Source organism: Pseudomonas sp. Fl4BN1, from assembly GCF_009908285.1.
Taxonomy (GTDB): domain Bacteria; phylum Pseudomonadota; class Gammaproteobacteria; order Pseudomonadales; family Pseudomonadaceae; genus Aquipseudomonas.
In genome coordinates, this window is record NZ_JAAARM010000011.1 from 182,842 (window position 1) to 204,266 (window position 21,425).

The window sequence follows — 21,425 nt, forward strand, 5'->3', positions numbered from 1 at the left end:
GCCACAACAACAGGCAGCCCACTGCCCCAAGCCGGTCGCAACGCAACACCGCTTCAGCTCCAACTGCCCGGTTATAGCTTTTATAAAAAACCTGACGAACTTCCAATCATCGAATGATCAAGGAAACCGGCATGACCCATAGCCCGCTGAACCACCGTAATCCACGCCTGTCCCAACGTGTCGCGCTGTCGCTGCTGTGCGCCGCCCTGAGCCTGGGCGCCTGGCAAACCGCCAGCGCCGCCGCGCCCAAGGACACCCTGATGATCGGCAAGGCCGCCGACCCGCAAACCCTCGACCCGGCCGTGACCATCGACAACAACGACTGGGCCGTGACCTACCCGGCCTACCAGAAGCTGGTGACCTACAAGGTCGAGAACGGCAAGGGCAGCACCGAAGTCCAGGGCGACCTGGCCGACAGCTGGAGCACCTCCGCCGACAACCTGACCTGGGACTTCAAGCTCAAGCCCGGCAACAAGTTCGACGACGGCAAGCCGGTGGACGCCGCCGCGGTGAAGTTCTCCTTCGAGCGCCTGATGCAGCTCAAGCAGGGTCCGTCCGGGGCCTTCCCGGATGACATGAGCGTGGCCGTGGTCGACCCGCTGACCGTGCGCTTCACCCTGAAAAAGCCCTACGCGCCCTTCCTCTACACCCTGGCCCACAACGGCGGCGGCATCATCAACCCGGACGTGGCCAGCAAGGGCGAGGACGTCAACGCCTACCTCTCGACCCACACCGCCGGCTCCGGGGCCTTCCGCCTGAGCAACTGGCAGAAGGGCCAGTCGCTGACGCTGGAACCCAACAGCTACTACGCAGGAACCAAGCCGAGCCTGAACAAGGTGGTGATCAAGATCATCAGCGAGGCCTCGGTGCGCCGCCTGCAACTGGAACGCGGCGACCTGGACATCATCGAGGACATGCCCGAAGACCAGCTGGGCACCCTGGCCGGCAAGTCCGGGATCGTGATCCAGACCTTCCCCTCGCTGCGGGTCAACTACCTGTACCTGAACAACCAGCGCGCGCCGCTGAACAACGTCGAGGCGCGCCAGGCGCTGGTCCAGGCCATCGACTACAAGGGCATCGTCGACGGCATCCTCAAGGGCCAGGCCAAGTTGATGAACGGGCCGATCCCCGACGGCATGTGGGCCCACGACCCGAGCCTGCCGCTGATGCAGCAGAACCTCGACGGCGCCAAGGCCAGCCTGGCCAAGGCCCCGCAGAAGATCAGCAACCTGACCTACCTGTACTCGGACAAGGACGCCAACTGGGAATCCATCGGCCTGACCCTGCAAGCGGGCCTGGCGCCCCTGGGCATCAACCTGAAGATGGAGAAGCTGGCCAACGCCACCATGCGTGAACGGGTGGGCAAGGGTGACTACGACGTGGCCATCGGCTCCTGGAGCCCGGACTTCGCCGACCCCTACATGTTCATGAACTTCTGGTTCGACTCCAGCCTCCAGGGCTTGCCGGGCAACCGCTCGTTCTACAGCAACCCCGAAGTCGACAGCCTGATCCGCGAAGCGGCGGCCACCAACGACACCGCCAAGCGCATCGAGCTGTACCAGAAGGCGCAGAAGATCGTCCTCAAGGACAACGTCTACGCCTACCTCTACCAGAAGAACTACAGCCTGCCGATGCGCGATTCGGTGAAGGGCTACGTGTTCCATCCGATGCTGGAACAGGTGTTCAACATCGCCGAAATCAGCAAGTAGGACTGGCGCTTCGATCCCCGTCGCCGGCCCCTGAACCGGGCTGGCGACGGACTGCCGTGTCGCCGCTGCGGGGCCGCTGTCGCCCCTGTCGTTCGTCAAGCGTTAACGAGGTTGCCTCATGGCCTTCCTGAATATGTTGCGCAAACGCCTGCTCGGCCTGCTGTTGGTCGTGGTCGGGGTTTCGCTGATTACCTTCACCATCTCGCACCTGATTCCCGGTGACCCGGCGCGGCTGATCGCCGGCGATCGGGCCAGTGATGCGATCGTGCAGAACATCCGCCACCAACTGGGCCTGGACCTGCCGCTGTACCAGCAATACGGGCGCTACATTCTCGACCTGCTGCACGGCGACCTCGGCACCTCGATCCGCACCAGCCGGCCGGTGCTGGAGGACCTGCAGGCGTTCTTCCCGGCGACCCTGGAGTTGGCCCTGGCCGCCCTGCTGCTGTCGGTGCTGGTGGGCGTCCCGTTGGGGGTGCTGTCGGCGGTCTATCACAACCGCTTCATTGATCAGATCGCCCGCACCCTGGCGGTCACCGGCATTTCCACCCCGGCGTTCTGGCTGGGGCTGGGGCTGATCGTGCTGTTCTACGGTCACCTGGGCTGGCTGCCCGGCAGCGGGCGCCTGGACGAAGGCCTGGAGCCGCCCCGCACCATCACGGGCTTCTACCTGATCGACGCGTTGCTGGCCGGGGATATCCCGCTGTTTCTCAATGCCCTGCAGCACCTGATCCTGCCGGCGGTGACCCTGGGCTTCGTCAACCTCGGGGTGGTGGCGCGGCAGATCCGCTCGGCGATGCTCGACCAACTCGGCGAGGACTACATCCGCACCGCCCGGGCCTATGGCCTGTCACGCTGGTCGGTGATCCTGCGCCACGCCCTGCCCAATGCACTGATCCCCTCGGTGACGGTACTCGGCCTGACCCTGGGCGACCTGCTGTATGGCGCGGTGCTGACCGAAACCGTATTTGCCTGGCCGGGCATGGGCGCCTACGTGGTGAAGTCGATCCAGTCCCTGGATTTCCCGGCGGTGATGGGCTTCGCGATCCTGGTGTCGTTTATTTATGTGCTGCTGAACATGGCGATCGACCTGTTGTACCGAGTGATCGATCCGCGCATTGGCGAGGTAAGTTGAGATGTCCGCTCCCTTGAACATTCCCCTGCCGCAACCCATGGCCCAGGCCGGCGGCTGGCGCCCGCGCCTGGCCTACCTGGGCTACCGCGTGCGGCAAAGCCCGCTGACCATCGCCGGGCTGTGCATGACCCTGCTGGTGCTGCTGTGCATGGCCTTCGCCCCCTGGCTGTCGAGCCATGATCCCAATGCCCTGAACCTCGCCGAACGCCTGGCCGCCCCCAGCGCCAGCCACTGGTTCGGCACCGACGAAGTGGGCCGCGACCTGTTCAGCAGGGTGCTCCACGGCAGCCGGCAGTCGGTGGGCGTGGGCCTGTTCGTGGCCTTCGCCTCGTGCCTGGCCGGGGGCCTGCTGGGCTGCCTGTCGGGGATCATCGGCGGGCGCTTCGACAGCCTGGTCATGCGCCTGATGGACATCATGCTCTCGGTGCCGTCGCTGGTGCTGATCATGGCCCTGGCTGCGGCCCTGGGCCCGAGCCTGTTCAACGCCATGCTGGCGATCACCCTGGTGCGCATTCCGTTCTATGTGCGCCTGGCACGGGGCCAGGCCCTGAGCATCCGCCAGATGGGCTACGTCAAGGCAGCCCAAACCTACGGCGCCGGCCGCTGGCACATCGTCAGCTGGCACGTGGGGCGCAACGCCATGCCGCCGCTGCTGGTGCAACTGAGCCTGGACATCGGCAGCGCCATCCTCATGGCCTCGGCCCTGGGTTTCATCGGCCTGGGCGCTCAGCAACCCACTGCCGAATGGGGAGCGATGGTCGCCACCGGGCGCAACTTCATCCTCGACAACTGGTGGTACTCGACTTTTCCCGGCCTGGCGATCCTGTTCACCGCCACCGGTTTCAACCTGCTGGGTGACGGCATTCGTGACCTGCTCGACCCACGGCAACAGGGGAAATGACCATGAGCGCATCCGCTGTCCTCTCTATCGATAACCTGAGCCTGGAATTCCCCGCCTACCGCAGCAACGTGCAAGCCCTCAACGGCGTGTCGCTGCACGTCAACCCGGGGGAGATCATCGGCGTGGTCGGCGAGTCCGGCTCGGGCAAATCGGTGACCGCCATGCTCAGCCTGCGACTGCTGCCCGAGCGCAGCTACCGCATCACCTCCGGCAGCCTGAGCCTGCTCGGCCGCGACATGCTCAGCACCCCGGAAAAGCAGCTGTTGCAGATCCGTGGCCGCGATGCGGCGATGATCTTCCAGGAGCCGATGACCGCCCTCAACCCGACCCGGCGCATCGGTCGACAGATGCTCGACGTGATCATCCACCACCAGCGTGTGAGCCAGGCCGAGGCCCGGGCCAAGGCCATTGCCCTGCTGCGGGACATGCACATCGCCGACCCGGAACAGATACTCGAGGCCTATCCCTTCGAGCTATCCGGTGGCATGCGCCAACGGGTGATGATCGCCCTGGCGTTTTCCTGCGACCCGCAGTTGTTGATCGCCGACGAACCGACCACCGCCCTGGACGTCACCGTGCAGCGCCAGGTGCTGCTGTTGCTACGCGAGAAGGCCCGGCAACGGGGCACCGCGATCCTCCTGATCACCCACGACATGGCGGTGGTTTCACAGTTCTGCGACCGGGTCTATGTGATGTACACCGGCGCCGTGGTCGAGCAAGGCAGCACCGCCCAGGTCATGCTCGACCCGCAGCATCCCTACACCCGCGGCCTGCTCAGCGGCCTGCCGGAACAGGTCGCCCCCGGCGCGCCGCTGCTGACCATTCCCGGGCAAGTGCCGAACCTCGCCCACCTGCCCCGCGGCTGTACCTTTCGCGAGCGCTGCAGCCAGGCCATGGCGATCTGCGCCGAACGGCCGCCGCTGCATTCGATCAACGCCTGCCAGGAACGCAAGAGCGCTTGCTGGCTGTCTGCCCCGGAGTCCGCGCAATGACCGCCACCCAACCTCAAGCCGGCAACGCGCCGCTGCTGCGCCTCAACGATGTGCAGGTGCGCTTTCCCCTGAGCAATGACTGGCTGGGCCGGCCCCGGGCCTTCGCCCACGCCCTGAACGGCATCGACCTGGAACTGCGCCCCGGGGAAACCCTGGGCATCGTCGGCGAATCCGGTTGCGGCAAGAGCACCCTGGCGCAACTGCTCATGGGCCTGGTCCGCCCCAGCAGCGGCGACCTGCACTGGGCCTACGCCAGCGACCGCGAGCGCCACAGCCACGTGCAGATCGTGTTCCAGGACCCGCAATCGTCCCTCGACCCGCGCCTGCCGATCTGGAAGATCATCACCGAGCCGCTGTTTGCCCTGGGCCACACCCCGGCCACGCAGATGCGCGAGATCGCTGCCAAGGTGGCGGAGCAAGTGGGCATCCGCAGCGAATACCTGGAGCGCTACCCGCACCAGTTCTCCGGTGGCCAGCGCCAGCGCATCGCGATTGCCCGGGCCCTGGCGTCGAACCCGGACATCATCGTCCTCGATGAACCGACCTCGGCCCTGGACATCTCGGTGCAGGCGCAGATCCTCAACCTGCTGGCGGACCTGCAGCGCAGCCGTGGCCTGACCTTCGTGCTCATCTCGCACAACGTCTCCGTGGTGCGGCACATGGCCGACCGGGTGGCGGTGATGTACCTGGGGCAGATCGTCGAACTGGGCAGCGCCGAGCAGGTGCTGGAACGGCCGCGCCATCCCTACACCCAACTGCTGCTGGACGCGGTGCCGCGCCTTGGCGCACCGCTGGCGGACAGCCAGGTCTCGGCGCCCACCGAACTGCCGGGCAACCGCAAGCTGCCCACCGGCTGCTTTTTCTTCGACCGCTGCAACCGCCGTGGCCCGGGCTGCGAGCGCCCGCAGCCACTGCTGGGGGATGCCACCCAGCAAGTGCGCTGCCATCGGCAAGGCGCCGGCGGCTGATGCGCCGGCACCACGCCGCCGACCACGGCGTGGTACTTGCTCCCTGCGCGCCAAGGGCTTAAAACAAGCGCCTTCTCTCTGACGTTGCAGGAACCCCACCCATGGAAAGCCACTGGCTGACCCACGCCAAACGCCTGCAAGCCATTGCCTCCACCGGCCTGCACTTCTGCCAGGACGTGCACGACCGCGAGCGTTACCAGGAAATCGCCGACATCGCCCACCAGATGCTGGCGCAACTGGGCAACGTGCCCCTGGAGCGCATCAACGAACTGGTCTCGGACTTCGCCCAGCGCTACTCGACACCGATGGTGGAAGTGCGCGGCGCGCTGATCGAAGACGGCAAGATCCTGCTGGTGCGCGAGCAGCACGACGGCCTCTGGGCCCTGCCCGGGGGCTACGCCGATGTCGGCCTGTCGGCAGCGCAGAACATCATCAAGGAAATCCACGAGGAAGCCGGGCTGCAGGTTTCGGTGCGCCAGCTGTATGGCCTGCGGCACAAGGCCAAGGGCCCCTACAAGCCCGATCACCGGGACTTCTACAAGCTGTACTTCCTCTGCGAACGGCAGGGTGACCAGCGTCCAATGGGCGGCAGCGAAACCAGCGAAGCGGCGTTCTTCGCCCCGGACCAATTGCCGCCGCTGTCCCAGGGACGCACCGTGGAACGGGACATCCAGGAAGCCTTCGACTTCCACGAAGGTCGGCGCAACGTGACCCTGTTCGACTGAGCAGGGTGCCCGATGTAAAGCACCCTTGACATAGAAAAGACCCGCACCTAATGTAAAGGACACTTTACTTCAGGAGATCGCCCCATGGGCAGTAAACGCTACTTCGTCGAATTCAGCCTGGCCTTGCTGGCCTACATCGCCTGCGTGCTGCTGAGCAGCCACTGGCTGGCGGACCTGAGCCCGGGCCCGGGCAAGATCGCCCTGGCCCTGGTGCCGGTGATCCCCATGGTGGCCATGGCCCTGGCGGTGGTTCGCCAGTTGCGGCGCATGGACGAACTGGCCCGGCGCATCCAGCTGGAAGCCCTGGGCCTGTCCTTCGTCTGCACTGCGCTGATCACCTTCAGCTACGGTTTCCTGGAAACCGCCGGCCTGCCCCGGCTGTCGATGTTCTACGTGTGGCCGGTGATGGGTCTGGTCTGGGCCCTGGCCACGGTGGCCGGCACGCGGCGCTACCGATGAACAACCAACTGCGCGAGCTGCGCACCCTGAAAGGCTGGTCCCAGGCCGAGCTGGCCACTCGGCTGGAGGTGTCACGGCAGACGGTGAACGCCATCGAGACCGGGCGCTACGACCCCAGCCTGCCCCTGGCATTCAAGATCGCCCGGGCCTTCCAACTGCCCATCGAAAGCATCTTCAGCCCAGACCAGGACTGACCCCGGCCGCCTGGCAGTGAGCCAATCCGGCTCGGCCGTGCACCGCTTTTGCCCCGCCAGCGCCTGCTGGCGGGGCAGGCCCACGGGCATCGGCTATAACTGCTGGGGCGCCCGAGCTTGCCGTCGAGGATTGGCACGGCGCCTGCAACAGCGTGGCATCACTCCGACCAGGGACAGGCCCATGACCCAGCACGAACCCGGCAACGACTACCCCCTGAGCGAAGTTCCGCAGCACGCCCGCAAGGGCCTGGCCTCCATGGCCATGGTGCTGCTGGGCTTCACCTTTTTCACCGCCACCATGTTCGCAGGCGGCAAGCTGGGGGTGGCGTTCGACTTCACCACCCTGCTGGCGGTGATCCTCGTCGGCAACCTGCTGCTGGGGATCTACGCCGCCAGCCTGGGCTACATCGCCTTCAAGAGCGGGCTGAACACGGTGCTGATGGGGCGCTTCTGCTTCGGTGAACGGGGCAGCAAGCTCAGCGACCTGATCCTCGGCTTCACCCAGATCGGCTGGTACGCCTGGGGCACCGCCACCGCGGCGGTGGTGCTGGGCAAGTACTTCCAACTGGATTCGGGCGCGGTGCTGGGGCTGATGCTGCTGTTCGGCATGGCCTTCTGCGCCACCGCCTACATCGGCTATCGCGGCCTGGAGATCCTGTCGTGGATCGCGGTGCCGGCCATGGCCCTGCTGCTGATGCTGTCGATGTGGGTGGCGACCACCCAGGTCGGCGGTCTCGACAACCTGCTGGCACTCACGCCCAGCGCCGGCATGGACTTGTCCACCGCCCTGACCCTGGTGTTCGGCACCTTTGTCAGCGGCGCCACCCAGGCCACCAACTGGACCCGTTTCTCGCGCTCGGCACGGGTGGCGGTGAGCGCCAGCCTGATCGGTTTCTTTATCGGCAATGGCCTGATGGTGCTGATCGGTGCCTACGGCGCCATCGTCTACCAGCAGCCGGACGTGGTCGAAGTCTTGCTGCTGCAAGGCTTCGCCATGGCGGCCATGGCCATGCTGCTGTTGAACATCTGGAGCACCCAGGACAACACCATCTACAACTTCGCCGTGGCCGGCTGCAACCTGCTGCGCACCCGTCGACGCAAGACCGTGACCCTGGTGGGCGCGGTGATCGGCACCCTGCTGGCGATGCTCGGCATGTACGATTTGCTGGTGCCCTACCTGGTGCTGCTGGGCACCGTGATTCCACCGATTGGCGGGGTGATCATGGCCGACTTTTTCTATCGCTGGCGCGGCCGCTACCCACGCCTGGCCGACAGCCAGCTACCGGCCTGGAACTGGCCTGGGCTGGGCGCCTACGGCATCGGCACCCTGGCGGCCTTCTGCTCGCCCTGGGTGGCGCCCCTGGTGGGCATCGCCGCCGCCGGCCTGAGCTACATCCTGTTGAGCGCGATGCTCGGGGCCCGTGCCCCGCTGGCTGCCGACATCCAGGCCTGACTTGGTCACCCGGCCCCCTCTGGGTCTATCATGGCCCGGTCTCGAAACACCCTGCCCTCCCGGCCAGCGGCCTTTTGCCGCTGGCCCCGGGGGCAGTCCAATGACCGTAGGACAAGGGCCTGGCCCTGATCCGACGGCTGAATCGCTGATTGCCCGACCCGAGGAACCGCCCGATGCTGATCACCAACGCCCGCCTGCGTCACCGTGAAGGCCTGCACCAACTGCACCTGGAAAACGGCCGCATCGCGCGCATCATCCAGCAGGGCCCGGACGCTCCGAGCAACGTCCCGGCCTTCGGCCCCGAGCACCTGGACGCCGGCGGCAACCTGGTGGTGCCACCCTTCGTCGAGCCGCACATTCACCTGGACGCCACCCTGACCGCCGGCGAGCCGCGCTGGAACATGAGCGGCACGCTGTTCGAAGGCATCGAGTGCTGGGGCGAACGCAAAGCCACGATCACCGCCGAAGACACCCGCACCCGGGCCCACAAGACCATCCGTGCCCTGGCCGCCCATGGCATCCAGCACGTGCGCACCCACATCGACGTCACCGACCCCGACCTCACCGCGCTCAAGGCCATGCTCGAAGTACGCGAGCAGACCCGGCACCTGATCGACCTGCAGATCGTCGCGTTCCCCCAGGAAGGCATCGAGTCGTTCCGCAACGGCCGCGAGCTGATGGAAGAAGCCATTCGCCTCGGCGCCGATGTCGTCGGAGGCATTCCGCACTTCGAGTACACCCGCGACCAGGGCGTAAGCTCGGTGAAGTTCCTCATGGACCTGGCCGAACGCACGGGTTGCCTGGTGGACGTGCATTGCGACGAAACCGACGACCCGCACTCGCGCTTTCTCGAAGTGCTGGCCGAAGAAGCCCGCAGCCGCGGCATGGGCTCACGGGTCAGTGCCAGCCACACCACCGCCATGGGCTCCTACGACAATGCCTACTGCGCCAAGCTGTTCCGCCTGCTGGGGCACTCCGGCATCAGCTTCGTCTCCTGCCCCACCGAAAGCATCCACCTGCAGGGGCGCTTCGACAGCTTCCCGAAACGCCGTGGCGTGACCCGAGTCAAGGAGCTGCTGGACGCCGGGATGAATGTCTGTTTCGGCCAGGACTCGATCGTCGACCCCTGGTATCCCCTGGGTAACGGCAACATCCTGCGGGTATTGGAAGCCGGCCTGCACATCTGCCACATGCTCGGCTACAGCAACCTGCAGAGCACCCTGGACCTGATCACCGACAACAGCGCCAAGGCCCTGGCCCTGGGCGAAGGCTACGGCATCGAAGAGGGGCGCCCGGCGAACCTGCTGATCCTCAGTGCCGACAGCGACTACGAGATGATCCGCAGCCAGGGCTTGCCGCTGTATTCGATCCGCCACGGCAAGGTGCTGATGCAGCGGCAGATGGCCCAGGTGCAACTGATCGGCGACTGACTTGTAGCGGCTATCGCAGGCGATGGGCGACAGGCGCCTGCCATCCGGCACGCCACCTCGCCCGACCCGGTGAACAGTCGAACGCTGCGCAAACCCGTGGCGGCGTCTACTTGACCTTGAACGGCTGGGCCGCCATGAACGCCAGCGGCAACAGCGGCAGGGCGAGGATAGTCAATACGCCGTCTGCCGTGACGGTGACCGGTGTCAGCAGCACCTGGGTGACCTTGCTCTTCTTGCGATAGGCCGAGAAATGCAGGGTGTAGGTGCTGTTCAGCGGGCTGGCCTGATGGGCGCTGATATCCCGCCCGGACTCAAAACGACTGCCGCGAATGGCGTAGCGCTGCTGCAGCGCGTTCTGCGACTTCGAAGCAACGAAACCCAGGGCCTTGGCCTCATTGATCTGGCTAGCATCAAGTTGGTCCATCTGGGGAATCCTGAGGATGAATTCGCCCTCCAGGGTTTGCCAGTACGTGACGCTGATCGGCAAGAACTCGGCCTGCATTTTTCCATGCAGGCCTGATTTGATGACCTTCAGCAGCTCAGGATCGACCAGCATGAAGTAGTGGTACTTCTTGCCCAGAATAACCAAGCTCTTCTCGTCCGCCGTGATATAGAACTGGTTGACTGTTTCCGTATAAACCTCATCACTGGCCCGGTCTTCGTACAATTTACGGGTCAGGCAACCGCTGAGACTGCCGACAACCACAGCGCTCAGGGCCAGCAGCGTGCCCTTGAGCAAAGCGCGGCGGGGCATTCCTTTTTGCATGTCGAATCCGTTCCTTGAATGGGTACTTTATCGGCTGATGAGCCGATCCCGCCGCCACCCTATAGCACCGCCAACCGTTTAGCTACCGAGCCCGACAGCCCTGCCAATCGCCAACACGCCGGCCTCAGCCAAGCCGAAGCGACCGGCCGCCAACGGGGTTGCCGCTGCCCTTTACGCCTCCAGCGCCAACGCCGTACCAAACAGGCTCACCCGTATCAGTTCACCGCCGCGCTCCTGCAACATCAAGGGCGCGGTGCCGCCCGGCATCACCACCTCGACCCGCCCGGCCTTGACCCAGCCCACCCGCCAGGCGGCGCTGGCCACCGCGCTGGCGCTGGTGCCGGAAGACGCGGTCGGCCCTTCGCCCCGCTCGAATACCCTGGCGACGATGCGCTGGGCGGACTCCCGCGCCGCCCACTGCAAATTCACCCCTGCCGGGCACGGCTCGCCGCTGCCCAGGGGTAAGGCAAAGGCGGTCGCCGTCAGCCCCTCGGCCAAGGGCGCCTGGAGCATCTGCTGGTTGCTCGGCAAGGCCGCAGCTTCCTCCACCAGGGTCACGCAGTGGGGATTGCCGATGCGCACGAACTGGCTGTGATCCCACTGTGGGTGCAAGCGCTGCAAGGACGCCACCCGGCTCAGTTGCAGACCGTTCAGGCTCACCGCCTCGACGCCCAGGGCCGCCACTGCTTGCGGGCCGAAAGACGGCTGCCCGAGGTCCAGCCAGAAGCCTTGCACCCCCGACACCTGCGCCGGCTCCACTGCCGTCAGCACCGGGGAAGCGCCCCCTGGCTGGTCATGATGCACCTGCAACAGCGTCTCGCCTGTGGCCGCCAGCACCCCCTGTTCGGTAAGCGCCTGGGCAAAGATCGTCAGGCCATTGCCGCTGCGCTCGGCCAGGGTGCCGTCGGTGTTGACGATCAACAGGTCGAAAGGCGCCGCGGCCTGGAACGGCCCCACCAGCAAGCCATCACAGCGATGGGCCTTGGCCCCTTCCGGGCGAGCTCCCGGCGCCCAGTCGCACAAGGCGGCAATCGCCTGTGCGGCCCACAGCCGCCGGTCCCGGGCGGCCTCGGCCGCCGTACCGGGCAAGGCTACCCCCAAGCGCCGCAGCGCCGCTGGTGCCACCACGCCATAGATATTGCCCCGCGCATCGTAGAACGCTGCCATTGCACCGCCTCCAGAAACCACCAAGCCGCTGACATTAGGGTAAATGCAGCGGCTCGGCCAGGGGGGCGGGAAGCCGTCAGGGCGCCAGTGCGGCAATCGCCTCGATCTCGAACAGCATGCCGTCCAGGGCCAGGCGCGGCACCGGAATCAGGGTGCAGGCCGGGGTCGGTGCGTCTCCCCACAACTGTTGCAACTGGCTGCCGAAAACCGCCAGGCGCTCATGGCTGTGATCAACGATCAGCACCGTGAGCTTGGCCACTTGATGCACCTCGGCACCGACGCTGTGCAGGGCGGTCTGCAGGTTGGCCAGGGCCTGGCGCACCTGCCCGGTAAAGTCTTCTGGCAGCGAACCATCGAGGTTCTCGCCGCCCTGCCCGGCGATAAACACCAAGCGTGCGCCAGCGGCTACCTGGGCGACATGGGAATAGCCATTGGCGCTGGGGTCATAGAGCCCGGCCGGGTTGGACAACTTGAGTACGCCCTGGGGCGCTGCATGGCTCGACATAGGTATCTCCTGAGTGAATGAAACCGACCGGGTTCAGTGGATTGGCAAGGCCAGCGGCCGGATCGGCGCCGCATCCGCGCCGCGCAGCTTGAGTGAAGCACCGATAAAAGCGAACTGATAAACCCGGTCCCGGGACAGGCCTTCAAGGTTCACCAGCTCGATGATCGGCGCACCCTGCATCGCCAGCAGGTAGGTGTGCAGCGGCAGGTAGTTGCCCTCGACCTCGGAAGGGAATGTTTCAAAGCTCAGGTTATCCGCGCCGACCACCATGGCGCCGCCCTCTTCCACCAGGAACTTCGCCGCATCCAGGCTCAGGCCCGGGGGGTTGGCCATGTAGCGCTGAGCGTTGTCGTAGTCGCGCATGCGCCCGGTGCGGATCAGCACCACATCGCCTTTTTCCAGGGCCACTTTCTGTTTGCCCAGGGCTTGCTGCAAGTCGGCACGGGTGACCCGGTAACTGTCCGCCAGTTGCTCCAGGCCCTTGGCCGCGGCAACGTCGATCAGCACCCCTCGGGCAATGATCGGCGGCAGTTTTTCCGCCCCGGTGACATTCCAGCCGCGGTCCCCGAGGTGCTGGTCGGCACGGAAGCCGTTCCAGATCTTGCCGTCGAGACCGAAGTGATTCAGGGCGTCGATATGGGTGCCCATGTGGGCGTACATCGACACTGCCGAACCGCTGTAGCTGACGTGCTGGTTCATCGGTTCGCCGACCTGCATCGGGTCGGCGATTACATTGCCGTGGGGGGTGTGGGTCATCCACATCTGGTACGGCGGGTCACCGGCGGCCTGCCAGCTGGGCATGCCGACGAAATAGTCCACCGCCAGGTCGTAGGCCTGGGCGCCGCTGACCCGGGCCATGATCGCCGCCCGGGATTGAGCGGTGATCAGGTTCAGGCGGCCAATCTCATCCTTGGGTCCCCAAGGGCTGATCCCGACCTCGGGCCGCACCGCGCTGGCGGCGCTGCACAGTCCGCTGATCAACGACAGCGCCAGGACCCCGGGAAGGATCTTCGACCTTGCGTGAATTGCCATGACAACACTCCTGCGAAATGAAGTGGCCATGGTATTGAGTGCTGATTCAGAGATAATCAGCCGATTCGTGGATAGATATTCAACCCAGGGGAAACAATATGGATGTACTGATGGCCATGCGCACCTTTCGCCGGGTGGTGGAGCGTGGCAGTTTCAACCTGGCCGCTGCCGACCTCGGGCAATCCACCGCGGCGGTGAGCAAGCAGGTGCGGCAACTGGAAGAGCGCCTGGGCAGCCTGTTGATCCTGCGCACCACCCGGCGCATGAGCCTGTCGGAAGCCGGGCAGGGCTACTTCACCGAATGCTCTCATCTGCTCGATGAACTGGACGCCCTGGAGCACGCCACTCAGGCCGGCAGCAGCGAGCCCGGCGGCCGCCTGCGGGTCAATGCGCCGTTGTCCTTCGGGCTCAAGGTGCTGTCGCCGATCCTCGTCGCGTTCATGCAGCGCTATCCGCAATTGCAGGTGGAACTGACCCTCAACGACCAGGTGCTGGACGTGGTGGGCGAAGGCTTCGACGTGTCCCTGCGAATCCGTCGACAACTGGAGGATTCGTCATTGGTCGCCCGCCACCTGGGGCAGGTGGAACAGATCATCTGCGCCGCACCAGACTACCTCCAGGCCCAGGGCACCCCCGTGGGGATTGCCGACCTGCACCGGCACCGCTGCCTGGCCTACCGGCTCGCGGAACACCCGGGGCGCTGGCAACTGGAAGGCCCGGAAGGCAACAGCCGGCTGGAACTGCCGGTGCACTTTGCGGTGGACAACAGCCTGATGCTCGGCGACATGCTGGTGGCCGGCCTGGGCATCGGCGCCCTGCCCGGCTTTGTCGCCCAGCCACTGCTGGACAGCGGCCAGTTGCTGCGGGTGCTGCCGGAGCAGCGCCTGCCCAGCCGCCATATCTATGCGCTGTACCCCAGCCAGCGCCACCTGCCACAGAAGGTCCGGGTGTTCGTCGACTTCCTGGTCGAGGCACTGCATTGCCCTTGAGCCTCAGCCCGTGGTGGGCACCTCCAGCCCGACCTTGACCCGGTTCATCGCCACCAGCGTCTTGAAGCGCTTGACGTTGTCGTTGTCGAAGAACAGCTCATGGGTCAGTTGGTTGTACTGGGCCATGCTGCGCACACAGAAGATCAGCACGAAGTCGCATTCGCCGGCCACGTAGTAACACTGCTGGACTTGGGGGCAGGCCTGGAACCTGCGCTTGAGGGCATCGAGCTGATCGACCCGCTCACTTTCCACTTCCACCTCGACGATGATGCTCAACTCATGGCCGAGCGCATCCGGCGCAACCACCGCGGTGTAGCGCTCGATCACGCCTTCGTCGGTCAGGCGCTTGAGCCGCCGGTTGACCGCCGCCGTGGACAGGTTGACCCGCAGCCCCAGCTCGCTTTGGGCGGTGCTGGCGTCACGCTGCAGCTCGGCGAGCAGCTTCAGGTCATAGGCATCAAGACTGGTGTTCATGGACGGCAAGGCTCCGGAAGACAGCGGCTCACGGTGGAATAATTTTGTGCAAAAGCCGCCGATTATGCGAAATAAACTCAGCCCCCGCGCACTATTATTTTCCCTGCCCGCCCGGGTCCCGCTCACCGCCCCGTGCCTGCCTTCGAGCGCACCCGCAGACGTGCCGCCGAACCATCGGCGCGCCCCCTGAAAACCGCCCAATCCCGTTGCCCGCCTGATCCCTTGTCCACTCAGGGAGTTCAATGGAGCCGTCATGCTGTTCGCCAACCCCCGAGCCGTCCGTGAAACCTACCCGGCGCACCTGCGGTGCCTGCTCAACATCCAGCAGGCCCGGCAAAGCCGCGAGTGGCTGGCCCACTGGCCACTGCTCAACCAGCAGCCCACACCGCTGTACCCGCTGCCGGACCTGGCCCGGCAACTGGGGCTGGCCGAGGTCTGGATCAAGGATGAAGCCCAGCGCTCGTGCCTCGGCAGTTTCAAGGCCCTGGGGGCACCCTTCGCCCTGCTGCGGCAGGTCATCCAGTACTGGCCGCACCAGCCATTGAGTGCCCGCGGCCTGTTACTCGGCCGGCACCGCGCGCTGCTCAAGGACTACACGGTGATCAGCGCCAGTGACGGCAACCACGGTCGGGCCCTGGCGGCGGCCGCACAGAGCCTGGGTTGCCGCTGCGTGATCGTGCTCCACGCCGGGGTCAGCCTGGAACGGGAGCTGGCGATTGCCGCCTATGACGCGCACATCGTGCGGATTCGCGGTAACTACGCACAGTCAGTCGTCGAAGCCGCGCGCCTGGCCGCCACCTATGACTGGCAGGTGATTGCCGATACCGGCTCGCTGGAGGCGCCAAGCGTGCCCCTGGACGTGATGCAGGGCTACGCCAGCCTGGTGGCCGAGGTCCTTGAGCAAAGCGCCAGCCAGCCTGAACAACCGGGGTTCAGCCATGTGCTGGTGCAAGGCGGGGTCGGAGGATTGGCGGCCAGCGTCGCCAGCTACCTGTGGGAATATCACGGCGCGGCGCGACCACGCCTGCTGGTGGTGGAACCGCAGCAGGCCGATTGCCTGTACCAGAGCGCACGGGCACAGCAGCCTTCACGTGCCAGCGGTACGGCGGATTCGCTGATAGCGGGCCTGGCCTGTGGCGAGGCTTCGCCCCTGGCGTGGTTATTTCTGCAACCTTCAATCGATAGTTTTGTCACAATCCCCGATTCGGCCGCGCTGGATGCAATGCGCCACCTGGCGGCCGGCAGCAAGCACGACAGGCCGCTGGTGGCGGGAGAATCCGGCGCCGCAGGGCTCGCAGGGCTCAAGCAGTTGGGCAAGGCGCTAGCCCTCAGGCGGGCCACTCGGCTCACTCACCACTCACGCGTACTCCTGATCAACACTGAAGGCGCCACCGACGCCAGGCTTTACCAGCACTGGGTCGGCGAGACGGCACAAGCGGTCACCCGGCGTCGGCAGGGTTGGCGACCCAGCGTCGCCAGCCCCGCCGACGCCTGACCACCAAGGATTTTCATGACTGCCAGCCCCCCCCATTTCCAGGCCACTCCCGGCCGCCTAGAACAGATGTCCACGCGCATCACTGGCACAGATGTTCGAAGTCCGCATGCTCCTGGAAGACAAGGTGCTGCGCCTGGCCATCCCGTACATGGACAGCGTCACTTTCAGCGCCGCCGAGCGGATCTGCCAGGCGTTCAATCACGAGCACGATGTCGGTCGCTGGGCCGAACTCAACTGGGAACTGCATGCCTGCCTGTACGAGGCGGCGCAGCGGTCATTCCTGATGAGCCTGATCCGTTCGGTGCACGACACGCAGGAGCGTTACCTGCGCATGCAGGTACGCCTTTCTGCCGGTAAGGAACGCGTCGACCACGAACACCGGGGCCTGCTTGAAGCCTGCCGCAGCGGCGATGTGGAACACGCCACCCGCCTGCTCCAGGAGCACATCGCCGGCGTCTGCAAGACTCTTTTCGAGCACCTGCCCCGCTCCCGCCAGGCAGGCCCGTCCGGTCCCGGGGCGACCCCGGGACCAGTTGTTCCCTGAGTACGCCCGCGCCACCGCCCATTGCTCCCTTCTGTAACACCCACCCTTCCCGCGCCCAGGCGCCAACCTCGCGACACATTTTGACTGCTCCTCGCTAACGTCGACCGTGCATATCCCGACGCCGGACTCATGAAGCTGGCGCCAACAAACCGGCACGGGCATTGCATGCAAAATATATCGTATACGAAATTCAATCTACCCACGTTTGCGCTCGTCCACCCCGGAGTACCAACCCGGGTTTCAATCCAACGCCGCGACCACTGGCACTACCGCCCGGCATACGGCATCACGGAGGAACAGCATGTCATCCATCAGCATCAGTGACCTGAGCGTCAGCTACGGCAGCGGCATTCAGGTGATCGATCATCTGGACCTGGAGATCGCCGAAGGCAGTTTTTTCACCCTGCTCGGGCCCAGTGGTTGCGGCAAGACCACCCTGTTGCGGGTGATCGCCGGGTTTGTCCAGCCGTCCGCCGGCCGCCTGTGCTTTGGTGCCATCGACATGACCCGGCTACCGGCCCACCAACGCGGCATCGGCATGGTGTTCCAGGACTACGCGCTGTTTCCCGACAAGACCGTCTTCGACAACGTCGCCTATGGCCTACGAGCGCGCAAGACCGACCCCACGACCATCCAGCGCAAGGTTGGCGAGTATCTGGAGCGGGTCGGCATGCAAGGCTTCGAGGACCGCTACCCGCCGGCCTTGTCCGGTGGCCAGCGGCAGCGGGTGGCGCTGGCCCGGGCGCTGGTCATCGAGCCACGGGTGCTGTTGATGGACGAGCCGCTGTCCAACCTCGACAGCAAACTGCGCCTGCAGATCCGCACGGCCATCGCCGACCTGCAACGGGACATCGGCATCACCACGGTGTTCGTCACCCATGATCAGGAAGAAGCCCTGGCCCTGTCCGACCAGATCGCCCTGATGCGCCAGGGCCGGATCGCCCAGTTGGGCAGCCCGCAAGAGATCTACCAGCGCCCCGCCAGCACCTATGTCGCAGACTTCATCGGCGCCGCCAACTTGCTGCAGGGCGAGATCCTCGACGGCAGCACCGAAGCTGGAGGGCTGACCATCCGGGTCGCCGGGCAGGCGCTGCAGGCCCTGGCCCAGGCACTGCCCCCCGACGGCCTGGGCTGCCTGATCGCCCGCCCGGAAAACATCCAGCTGTTGACTGCGGACGGCCCCCTGGGCAACAGCCTGCCCGGCCAGGTGCGGCGCAAGCAGTACCTGGGCCACAAGACCACCTACAACATCGAACTGGCGGACCAACAACAACTGGCCGTGGACTGCTTCGGCCCAGCCCGCCGGGAATTCGCCGAGGGCCAGACAGTGCGCCTGCAATTCGATCCCCAGACCAGCCAGGTGGTGCCACGATGAACCGATTCCAACGGCCTTCAATATGGTTGCTGCTGTCGCTGCTGGCCCTGGCCCTGCTCGGACTGTTCCTGCTCTGGCCGCTGCTTAACCTGCTGGGCACCAGCCTCGCGCTGTCCGGCAATGCAAGCAGCGGCTGGACGCAGTTGCTGGACGACCCCAAGTACCTGCGCGCCCTGGGCAATACCCTGACCCTCGGCGCCCTGGTCACCCTCTGCGCCAGCGTGCTGGGGGTCAGCCTGGCCTATGTCACCGCGCGTTTCGACTTCCCCGGCAAGCCACTGGTAGCAATCCTGCCCCTGTGCACCCTGGTGGTTCCGGAAGTGATCGTCAGCCAGACCTGGCTGATGATTCTCGGCAACAACGGCGTGCTGACCCACTGGCTGGAGCAGTACCTGGGCCTGCAGCTGCCGAGTTTCTATGGCTGGCCGGGGCTGATACTGGTCATGAGCCTGGTCTACTACACCTACATCTACCTCGGCACCCTGGCGGCCATCCGCGGCTTTGACGTGCAGCTCGAAGAGGCCGCGCAAAGCCTGGGCAGCGCCCCCGGCCGGGCGCGGCTGCAAGTCATGCTGCCGCTGATCATGCCGGCGATCCTCGCCTCGGCCCTGCTGGTGTTCACCCTGGTGGTGGGCAACTTCGCTATCGCTACCCTACTGGGGGGCCGGGTCCAGTTGCTGTCGGTGCTGACCTACCTGAGCTTCATCTCCGAGATGGGCACCAACCCGGCCCTGCAAAGCAGCCTGGCCAGCGTTTCCATCACCATCGTCGCCGGGGTGCTGTTCCTTCAGCGCTACCTGGTGGGACGCAAGCGCTACGAGCTGGTCCAGGGGCGTAGCGCCGCGGCGAGCCGCTTGCGCGGTTGGCGCGGCCTGCTGCTGGGGAGCGCCATCGGGCTGTTCATCCTGCTCTCGTCGCTGCCACTGCTGACGGTGCTGGTCAGTGCCTTTACCGAATCCCGCGGGCCGGTGATGCAGTGGGGGGTGTTCTCCCTGGACAACCTCGCCCGGGTGCTTCTACGCAGCCCCGAGCCGATCCTCAACACCCTGCTCTACGGCGGCCTGGCGACCTTGCTGGGGCTGGTCCTGAGCGTGCTGATCAGTTACCTGGTGATCAAGAAGAAGAACCTTTTGACCCCGCTGATCGACTACATCGCCATGCTGCCCATGGCCATGTCCGGCACGGTACTGGGAATCGCCCTGGTGATGACCTTCAACAGCGGTTGGCTGACCCTGGGTGGCAGCGCGGCGATCATCGTCACCGCCTTCGTCATTCGCCGCTTTCCGTTCGGCGTGCGCAGCGCCTCGGCGACCCTCTACAACATTCCCAACTCCATCGAGGAAGCCTCCATCAGCCTCGGGGTGCCGCCCTTGCGCTCGTTCCTCAAGGTGGTGCTGCCGCTGATGGCTCCAGCCATCGCTGCCGCGGCGGTGCTGACCTGGACCACCATCGTCGCCGAGCTCAGCGCCTCCCTGGTGGTGTACTCGGCCGGGCGCGAGACCATCACCATCCAGGTGTTCCGCCTGATCGAGACCGGCCTCCAGGGCCAGGCCGCTGCCTACGGCCTGATCCTCGTGCTGCTGACCCTGGTACCGGTGCTGTTCTGCACCCTGGTGCTGCGAATCAAGGTGTTCTGACTGCCCTCAACCCGAAGAAGGACCTGCCCATGACCACGATATGGAAACACCACTGGCTGATGCTGGGCACCACTGCCCTGCTGAGCCTGCCTCTGCCCGCTCTGGCCAGCGAGCGCCAAGCTGTGCTCTACACCACCAATAACGACTCGGCGGTACAGGCCGTGCTCGACAGTGCCGGCCAACTGGCCACGCCACTGAAGATCGGCGTAGTCACCGGCTCCAGCGCAGCCCTGCTCAAGCGCATCGATGCCGAGGGCGCCGCAACCAAGGCGGATGTGTTCTGGAGTTCGCAACCCAACACCCTGGGGGCCTTCACCGCGCTCTACGAGCCGTACCGCTCGCCCCAGAGCAGCGCCATCGACCCACAGTGGCACCAGCCGCAACAGCTGTGGAGCGCCAGCAACATCCAGGTGGTGGTGCTGATGGTCAACCACAAGCAACTCAAGGGGCAACCCGAGCCAGGCACCTGGCGCGACCTGCTGGACCCGGCCTGGAAAGGCCGGATCATCGTCGGCGACCCGGGCGCCACCTCCACCGCCTACACCGTACTCTGGGGCCTGCGGCAACTGCTCGGTGCCGAGGATTTCAAGGCCCTAGCAGCCAACCTGGTGGTGTCGCGCAACTCCAGCGCAGTGCTCAACTCGGTAGCCCAGGGCGAATACAGCATCGGCCTGACCTTCGAAGGCAACGCCTATGCCTATGTCGCTGGCGGGCAGAAGGAGATCCGCCTGATCTATCCCGCCGACGGCACCTTCGTCACCCAGGAAGCCCTGACGCTGGTGAAAAACGGCCCCAACCCCGAAGCGGGGCGCCGACTGGTGGACCTGCTCCTGGCCCGGGACACCCAAATCGCCCTGCTGGAGCAGGCCTATCGCCGCCCCAGCCGTAGCGATATCGACGTCAGCGCCCACGTCGCCCTGCCCAACCTGGCGCAGATCAAGGTCTTCAACGTCGATGAAGAGCAGGCGGTGCGCGAGCGCGAGGCGTTTCTCGAACACTGGAAAGACCTGCCCAAAGGCCTCTGATCCGGGCTTTCACACCCTTAGGAGCACAGCATGTCACTGCACCGTTACCTGCAACTGGCCGAAGGCCTGGCCGACGCCAGCCGCAGCATTCTCCGCGAACATTGGCAGTTACCTGCGCCGGGGGGCCAGGCCTTCAGCAGCAAGGACGACGCCAGCCCGGTCACCGAGATCGACCAGCGCATCGAAGCCCGGCTGCGGGAAATGCTCGACAGCGCGCAACCCGAGCACGGCGTCCTCGGCGAGGAGTATCCACCCCGGGACCTGGACGCCGAATACGTCTGGGTACTGGACCCCATCGACGGCACCAAGCAATTCATCACCGGGATTCCGGTGTACGGCACCCTGATCAGCCTGTGCCAGGCCGGCCGGCCGGTGCTGGGCATCATCGACATCCCCATCAGCGGCCAGCGCTGGGTCGGCGTCCAGGGCCAGCCCACCACCCTCAACGGC

At 65.6% G+C, this 21,425-nt stretch carries 21 protein-coding genes and 1 pseudogene; 17 read left to right on the forward strand and 5 right to left on the reverse strand.

Features of this window, described 5'->3' with window-relative positions:
• Nucleotides 1–131: 131 nt before the first annotated feature.
• The 10 genes from GV818_RS15110 (at nucleotide 132) to codA (ending at nucleotide 9,966) form a co-directional block, all read left to right on the forward strand.
• A complete protein-coding gene (locus tag GV818_RS15110) occupies nucleotides 132–1,709 on the forward strand; it encodes an ABC transporter substrate-binding protein (protein WP_161776914.1) in 1,578 nt (525 codons plus the stop codon).
• A gap of 118 nt (nucleotides 1,710–1,827) precedes the next feature.
• Nucleotides 1,828–2,844 carry an ABC transporter permease gene (locus GV818_RS15115; protein WP_161776915.1) on the forward strand — a complete coding sequence of 339 codons (1,017 nt, stop codon included), beginning with the start codon at nucleotides 1,828–1,830 and terminating at the stop codon, nucleotides 2,842–2,844.
• A gap of 1 nt (nucleotide 2,845) precedes the next feature.
• Entirely contained in the window at nucleotides 2,846–3,745 is a 900-nt protein-coding gene (gene ddpC / locus GV818_RS15120; RefSeq protein ID WP_025126397.1) for a D,D-dipeptide ABC transporter permease, read from the forward strand.
• Nucleotides 3,742–4,737 carry an ABC transporter ATP-binding protein gene (locus tag GV818_RS15125; RefSeq protein ID WP_161776916.1) on the forward strand — a complete coding sequence of 332 codons (996 nt, stop codon included), beginning with the start codon at nucleotides 3,742–3,744 and terminating at the stop codon, nucleotides 4,735–4,737. Before ddpC ends, GV818_RS15125 begins: the two co-directional genes overlap by 4 nt.
• Nucleotides 4,734–5,705, forward strand: a complete 972-nt coding sequence (locus tag GV818_RS15130) for an oligopeptide/dipeptide ABC transporter ATP-binding protein (protein ID WP_161776917.1) — start codon at nucleotides 4,734–4,736, stop codon at nucleotides 5,703–5,705. Before GV818_RS15125 ends, GV818_RS15130 begins: the two co-directional genes overlap by 4 nt.
• A gap of 101 nt (nucleotides 5,706–5,806) precedes the next feature.
• Nucleotides 5,807–6,430 carry an NUDIX hydrolase gene (locus GV818_RS15135; protein WP_161757340.1) on the forward strand — a complete coding sequence of 208 codons (624 nt, stop codon included), beginning with the start codon at nucleotides 5,807–5,809 and terminating at the stop codon, nucleotides 6,428–6,430.
• A gap of 84 nt (nucleotides 6,431–6,514) precedes the next feature.
• A complete protein-coding gene (locus GV818_RS15140; protein ID WP_161757339.1) occupies nucleotides 6,515–6,889 on the forward strand; it encodes a hypothetical protein in 375 nt (124 codons plus the stop codon).
• Nucleotides 6,886–7,083, forward strand: a complete 198-nt coding sequence (locus GV818_RS15145; protein WP_161757338.1) for a helix-turn-helix transcriptional regulator — start codon at nucleotides 6,886–6,888, stop codon at nucleotides 7,081–7,083. Before GV818_RS15140 ends, GV818_RS15145 begins: the two co-directional genes overlap by 4 nt.
• A 181-nt stretch (nucleotides 7,084–7,264) precedes the next feature.
• On the forward strand, nucleotides 7,265–8,536 hold the full coding sequence (gene codB, locus GV818_RS15150) for a cytosine permease (protein WP_161776918.1): 1,272 nt from the start codon (nucleotides 7,265–7,267) through the stop codon (nucleotides 8,534–8,536).
• A gap of 173 nt (nucleotides 8,537–8,709) precedes the next feature.
• Nucleotides 8,710–9,966 (forward strand): cytosine deaminase, encoded by a 1,257-nt coding sequence (codA, locus tag GV818_RS15155; protein WP_161757336.1) that lies wholly within the window; start codon nucleotides 8,710–8,712, stop codon nucleotides 9,964–9,966.
• Nucleotides 9,967–10,072: 106 nt separating this feature from the next.
• On the opposite strand, the gene GV818_RS15160 is transcribed toward codA, so the two are convergent.
• From GV818_RS15160 to GV818_RS15175, 4 genes are all read right to left on the reverse strand, one after another.
• Nucleotides 10,073–10,720 (reverse strand): hypothetical protein, encoded by a 648-nt coding sequence (locus GV818_RS15160; RefSeq protein WP_256679473.1) that lies wholly within the window; start codon nucleotides 10,718–10,720, stop codon nucleotides 10,073–10,075.
• Between the two features lie 183 nt (nucleotides 10,721–10,903).
• Nucleotides 10,904–11,899, reverse strand: a complete 996-nt coding sequence (locus tag GV818_RS15165; RefSeq protein ID WP_161776920.1) for a diaminopimelate epimerase — start codon at nucleotides 11,897–11,899, stop codon at nucleotides 10,904–10,906.
• Between the two features lie 76 nt (nucleotides 11,900–11,975).
• Nucleotides 11,976–12,404 (reverse strand): RidA family protein, encoded by a 429-nt coding sequence (locus tag GV818_RS15170; protein ID WP_161776921.1) that lies wholly within the window; start codon nucleotides 12,402–12,404, stop codon nucleotides 11,976–11,978.
• Between the two features lie 33 nt (nucleotides 12,405–12,437).
• Entirely contained in the window at nucleotides 12,438–13,436 is a 999-nt protein-coding gene (locus GV818_RS15175) for a cyclase family protein (RefSeq protein WP_161759982.1), read from the reverse strand.
• A gap of 98 nt (nucleotides 13,437–13,534) precedes the next feature.
• Between GV818_RS15175 and GV818_RS15180 the strand changes: the two genes are divergently transcribed.
• The gene (locus tag GV818_RS15180; RefSeq protein WP_161776922.1) at nucleotides 13,535–14,425 is read left to right on the forward strand and encodes a LysR family transcriptional regulator; all 891 of its coding nucleotides are present in this window, start codon (nucleotides 13,535–13,537) and stop codon (nucleotides 14,423–14,425) included.
• 3 nt (nucleotides 14,426–14,428) lie between these two features.
• On the opposite strand, the gene GV818_RS15185 is transcribed toward GV818_RS15180, so the two are convergent.
• A complete protein-coding gene (locus GV818_RS15185) occupies nucleotides 14,429–14,899 on the reverse strand; it encodes an Lrp/AsnC family transcriptional regulator (RefSeq protein WP_161759980.1) in 471 nt (156 codons plus the stop codon).
• A gap of 253 nt (nucleotides 14,900–15,152) precedes the next feature.
• Between GV818_RS15185 and GV818_RS15190 the strand changes: the two genes are divergently transcribed.
• From GV818_RS15190 to GV818_RS15215, 6 genes and pseudogenes are all read left to right on the forward strand, one after another.
• Nucleotides 15,153–16,394: a diaminopropionate ammonia-lyase gene (locus GV818_RS15190; protein ID WP_161759979.1), complete on the forward strand. Its 1,242-nt coding sequence runs from the start codon at nucleotides 15,153–15,155 to the stop codon at nucleotides 16,392–16,394.
• Between the two features lie 64 nt (nucleotides 16,395–16,458).
• Nucleotides 16,459–16,938, forward strand: a pseudogene (locus tag GV818_RS15195) (GntR family transcriptional regulator); the annotation flags it as partial.
• Between the two features lie 301 nt (nucleotides 16,939–17,239).
• Nucleotides 17,240–18,313 carry an ABC transporter ATP-binding protein gene (locus GV818_RS15200; protein WP_161776924.1) on the forward strand — a complete coding sequence of 358 codons (1,074 nt, stop codon included), beginning with the start codon at nucleotides 17,240–17,242 and terminating at the stop codon, nucleotides 18,311–18,313.
• Complete coding sequence (locus GV818_RS15205; RefSeq protein WP_161776925.1) at nucleotides 18,310–19,950, forward strand: ABC transporter permease; 1,641 nt, start codon at nucleotides 18,310–18,312, stop codon at nucleotides 19,948–19,950. Before GV818_RS15200 ends, GV818_RS15205 begins: the two co-directional genes overlap by 4 nt.
• Nucleotides 19,951–19,979: 29 nt before the next feature.
• Entirely contained in the window at nucleotides 19,980–20,975 is a 996-nt protein-coding gene (locus GV818_RS15210; protein WP_161776926.1) for an extracellular solute-binding protein, read from the forward strand.
• A 30-nt stretch (nucleotides 20,976–21,005) separates the two neighbouring features.
• Nucleotides 21,006–21,425 (forward strand): inositol monophosphatase family protein (locus tag GV818_RS15215; RefSeq protein ID WP_306108699.1); only part of this gene is annotated, 420 nt, incomplete at its 3' end.

Bases quoted from the DNA above. Each gene is read 5' to 3' on its own strand.
- GV818_RS15175 (WP_161759982.1), bottom strand. From the start codon at position 13,436: ATGGCAATTCACGCAAGGTCGAAGATCCTTCCCGGGGTCCTGGCGCTG.
- GV818_RS15115 (WP_161776915.1), top strand. From the start codon at position 1,828: ATGGCCTTCCTGAATATGTTGCGCAAACGCCTGCTCGGCCTGCTGTTG.
- GV818_RS15200 (WP_161776924.1), top strand. From the start codon at position 17,240: ATGTCATCCATCAGCATCAGTGACCTGAGCGTCAGCTACGGCAGCGGC.
- ddpC (WP_025126397.1), top strand. From the start codon at position 2,846: ATGTCCGCTCCCTTGAACATTCCCCTGCCGCAACCCATGGCCCAGGCC.
- GV818_RS15160 (WP_256679473.1), bottom strand. From the start codon at position 10,720: ATGCCCCGCCGCGCTTTGCTCAAGGGCACGCTGCTGGCCCTGAGCGCT.
- GV818_RS15140 (WP_161757339.1), top strand. From the start codon at position 6,515: ATGGGCAGTAAACGCTACTTCGTCGAATTCAGCCTGGCCTTGCTGGCC.
- GV818_RS15205 (WP_161776925.1), top strand. From the start codon at position 18,310: ATGAACCGATTCCAACGGCCTTCAATATGGTTGCTGCTGTCGCTGCTG.
- GV818_RS15170 (WP_161776921.1), bottom strand. From the start codon at position 12,404: ATGTCGAGCCATGCAGCGCCCCAGGGCGTACTCAAGTTGTCCAACCCG.
- GV818_RS15135 (WP_161757340.1), top strand. From the start codon at position 5,807: ATGGAAAGCCACTGGCTGACCCACGCCAAACGCCTGCAAGCCATTGCC.
- GV818_RS15130 (WP_161776917.1), top strand. From the start codon at position 4,734: ATGACCGCCACCCAACCTCAAGCCGGCAACGCGCCGCTGCTGCGCCTC.
- GV818_RS15125 (WP_161776916.1), top strand. From the start codon at position 3,742: ATGACCATGAGCGCATCCGCTGTCCTCTCTATCGATAACCTGAGCCTG.
- GV818_RS15145 (WP_161757338.1), top strand. From the start codon at position 6,886: ATGAACAACCAACTGCGCGAGCTGCGCACCCTGAAAGGCTGGTCCCAG.
- GV818_RS15110 (WP_161776914.1), top strand. From the start codon at position 132: ATGACCCATAGCCCGCTGAACCACCGTAATCCACGCCTGTCCCAACGT.
- GV818_RS15210 (WP_161776926.1), top strand. From the start codon at position 19,980: ATGACCACGATATGGAAACACCACTGGCTGATGCTGGGCACCACTGCC.
- codA (WP_161757336.1), top strand. From the start codon at position 8,710: ATGCTGATCACCAACGCCCGCCTGCGTCACCGTGAAGGCCTGCACCAA.
- GV818_RS15190 (WP_161759979.1), top strand. From the start codon at position 15,153: ATGCTGTTCGCCAACCCCCGAGCCGTCCGTGAAACCTACCCGGCGCAC.
- GV818_RS15185 (WP_161759980.1), bottom strand. From the start codon at position 14,899: ATGAACACCAGTCTTGATGCCTATGACCTGAAGCTGCTCGCCGAGCTG.
- GV818_RS15180 (WP_161776922.1), top strand. From the start codon at position 13,535: ATGGATGTACTGATGGCCATGCGCACCTTTCGCCGGGTGGTGGAGCGT.
- codB (WP_161776918.1), top strand. From the start codon at position 7,265: ATGACCCAGCACGAACCCGGCAACGACTACCCCCTGAGCGAAGTTCCG.
- GV818_RS15165 (WP_161776920.1), bottom strand. From the start codon at position 11,899: ATGGCAGCGTTCTACGATGCGCGGGGCAATATCTATGGCGTGGTGGCA.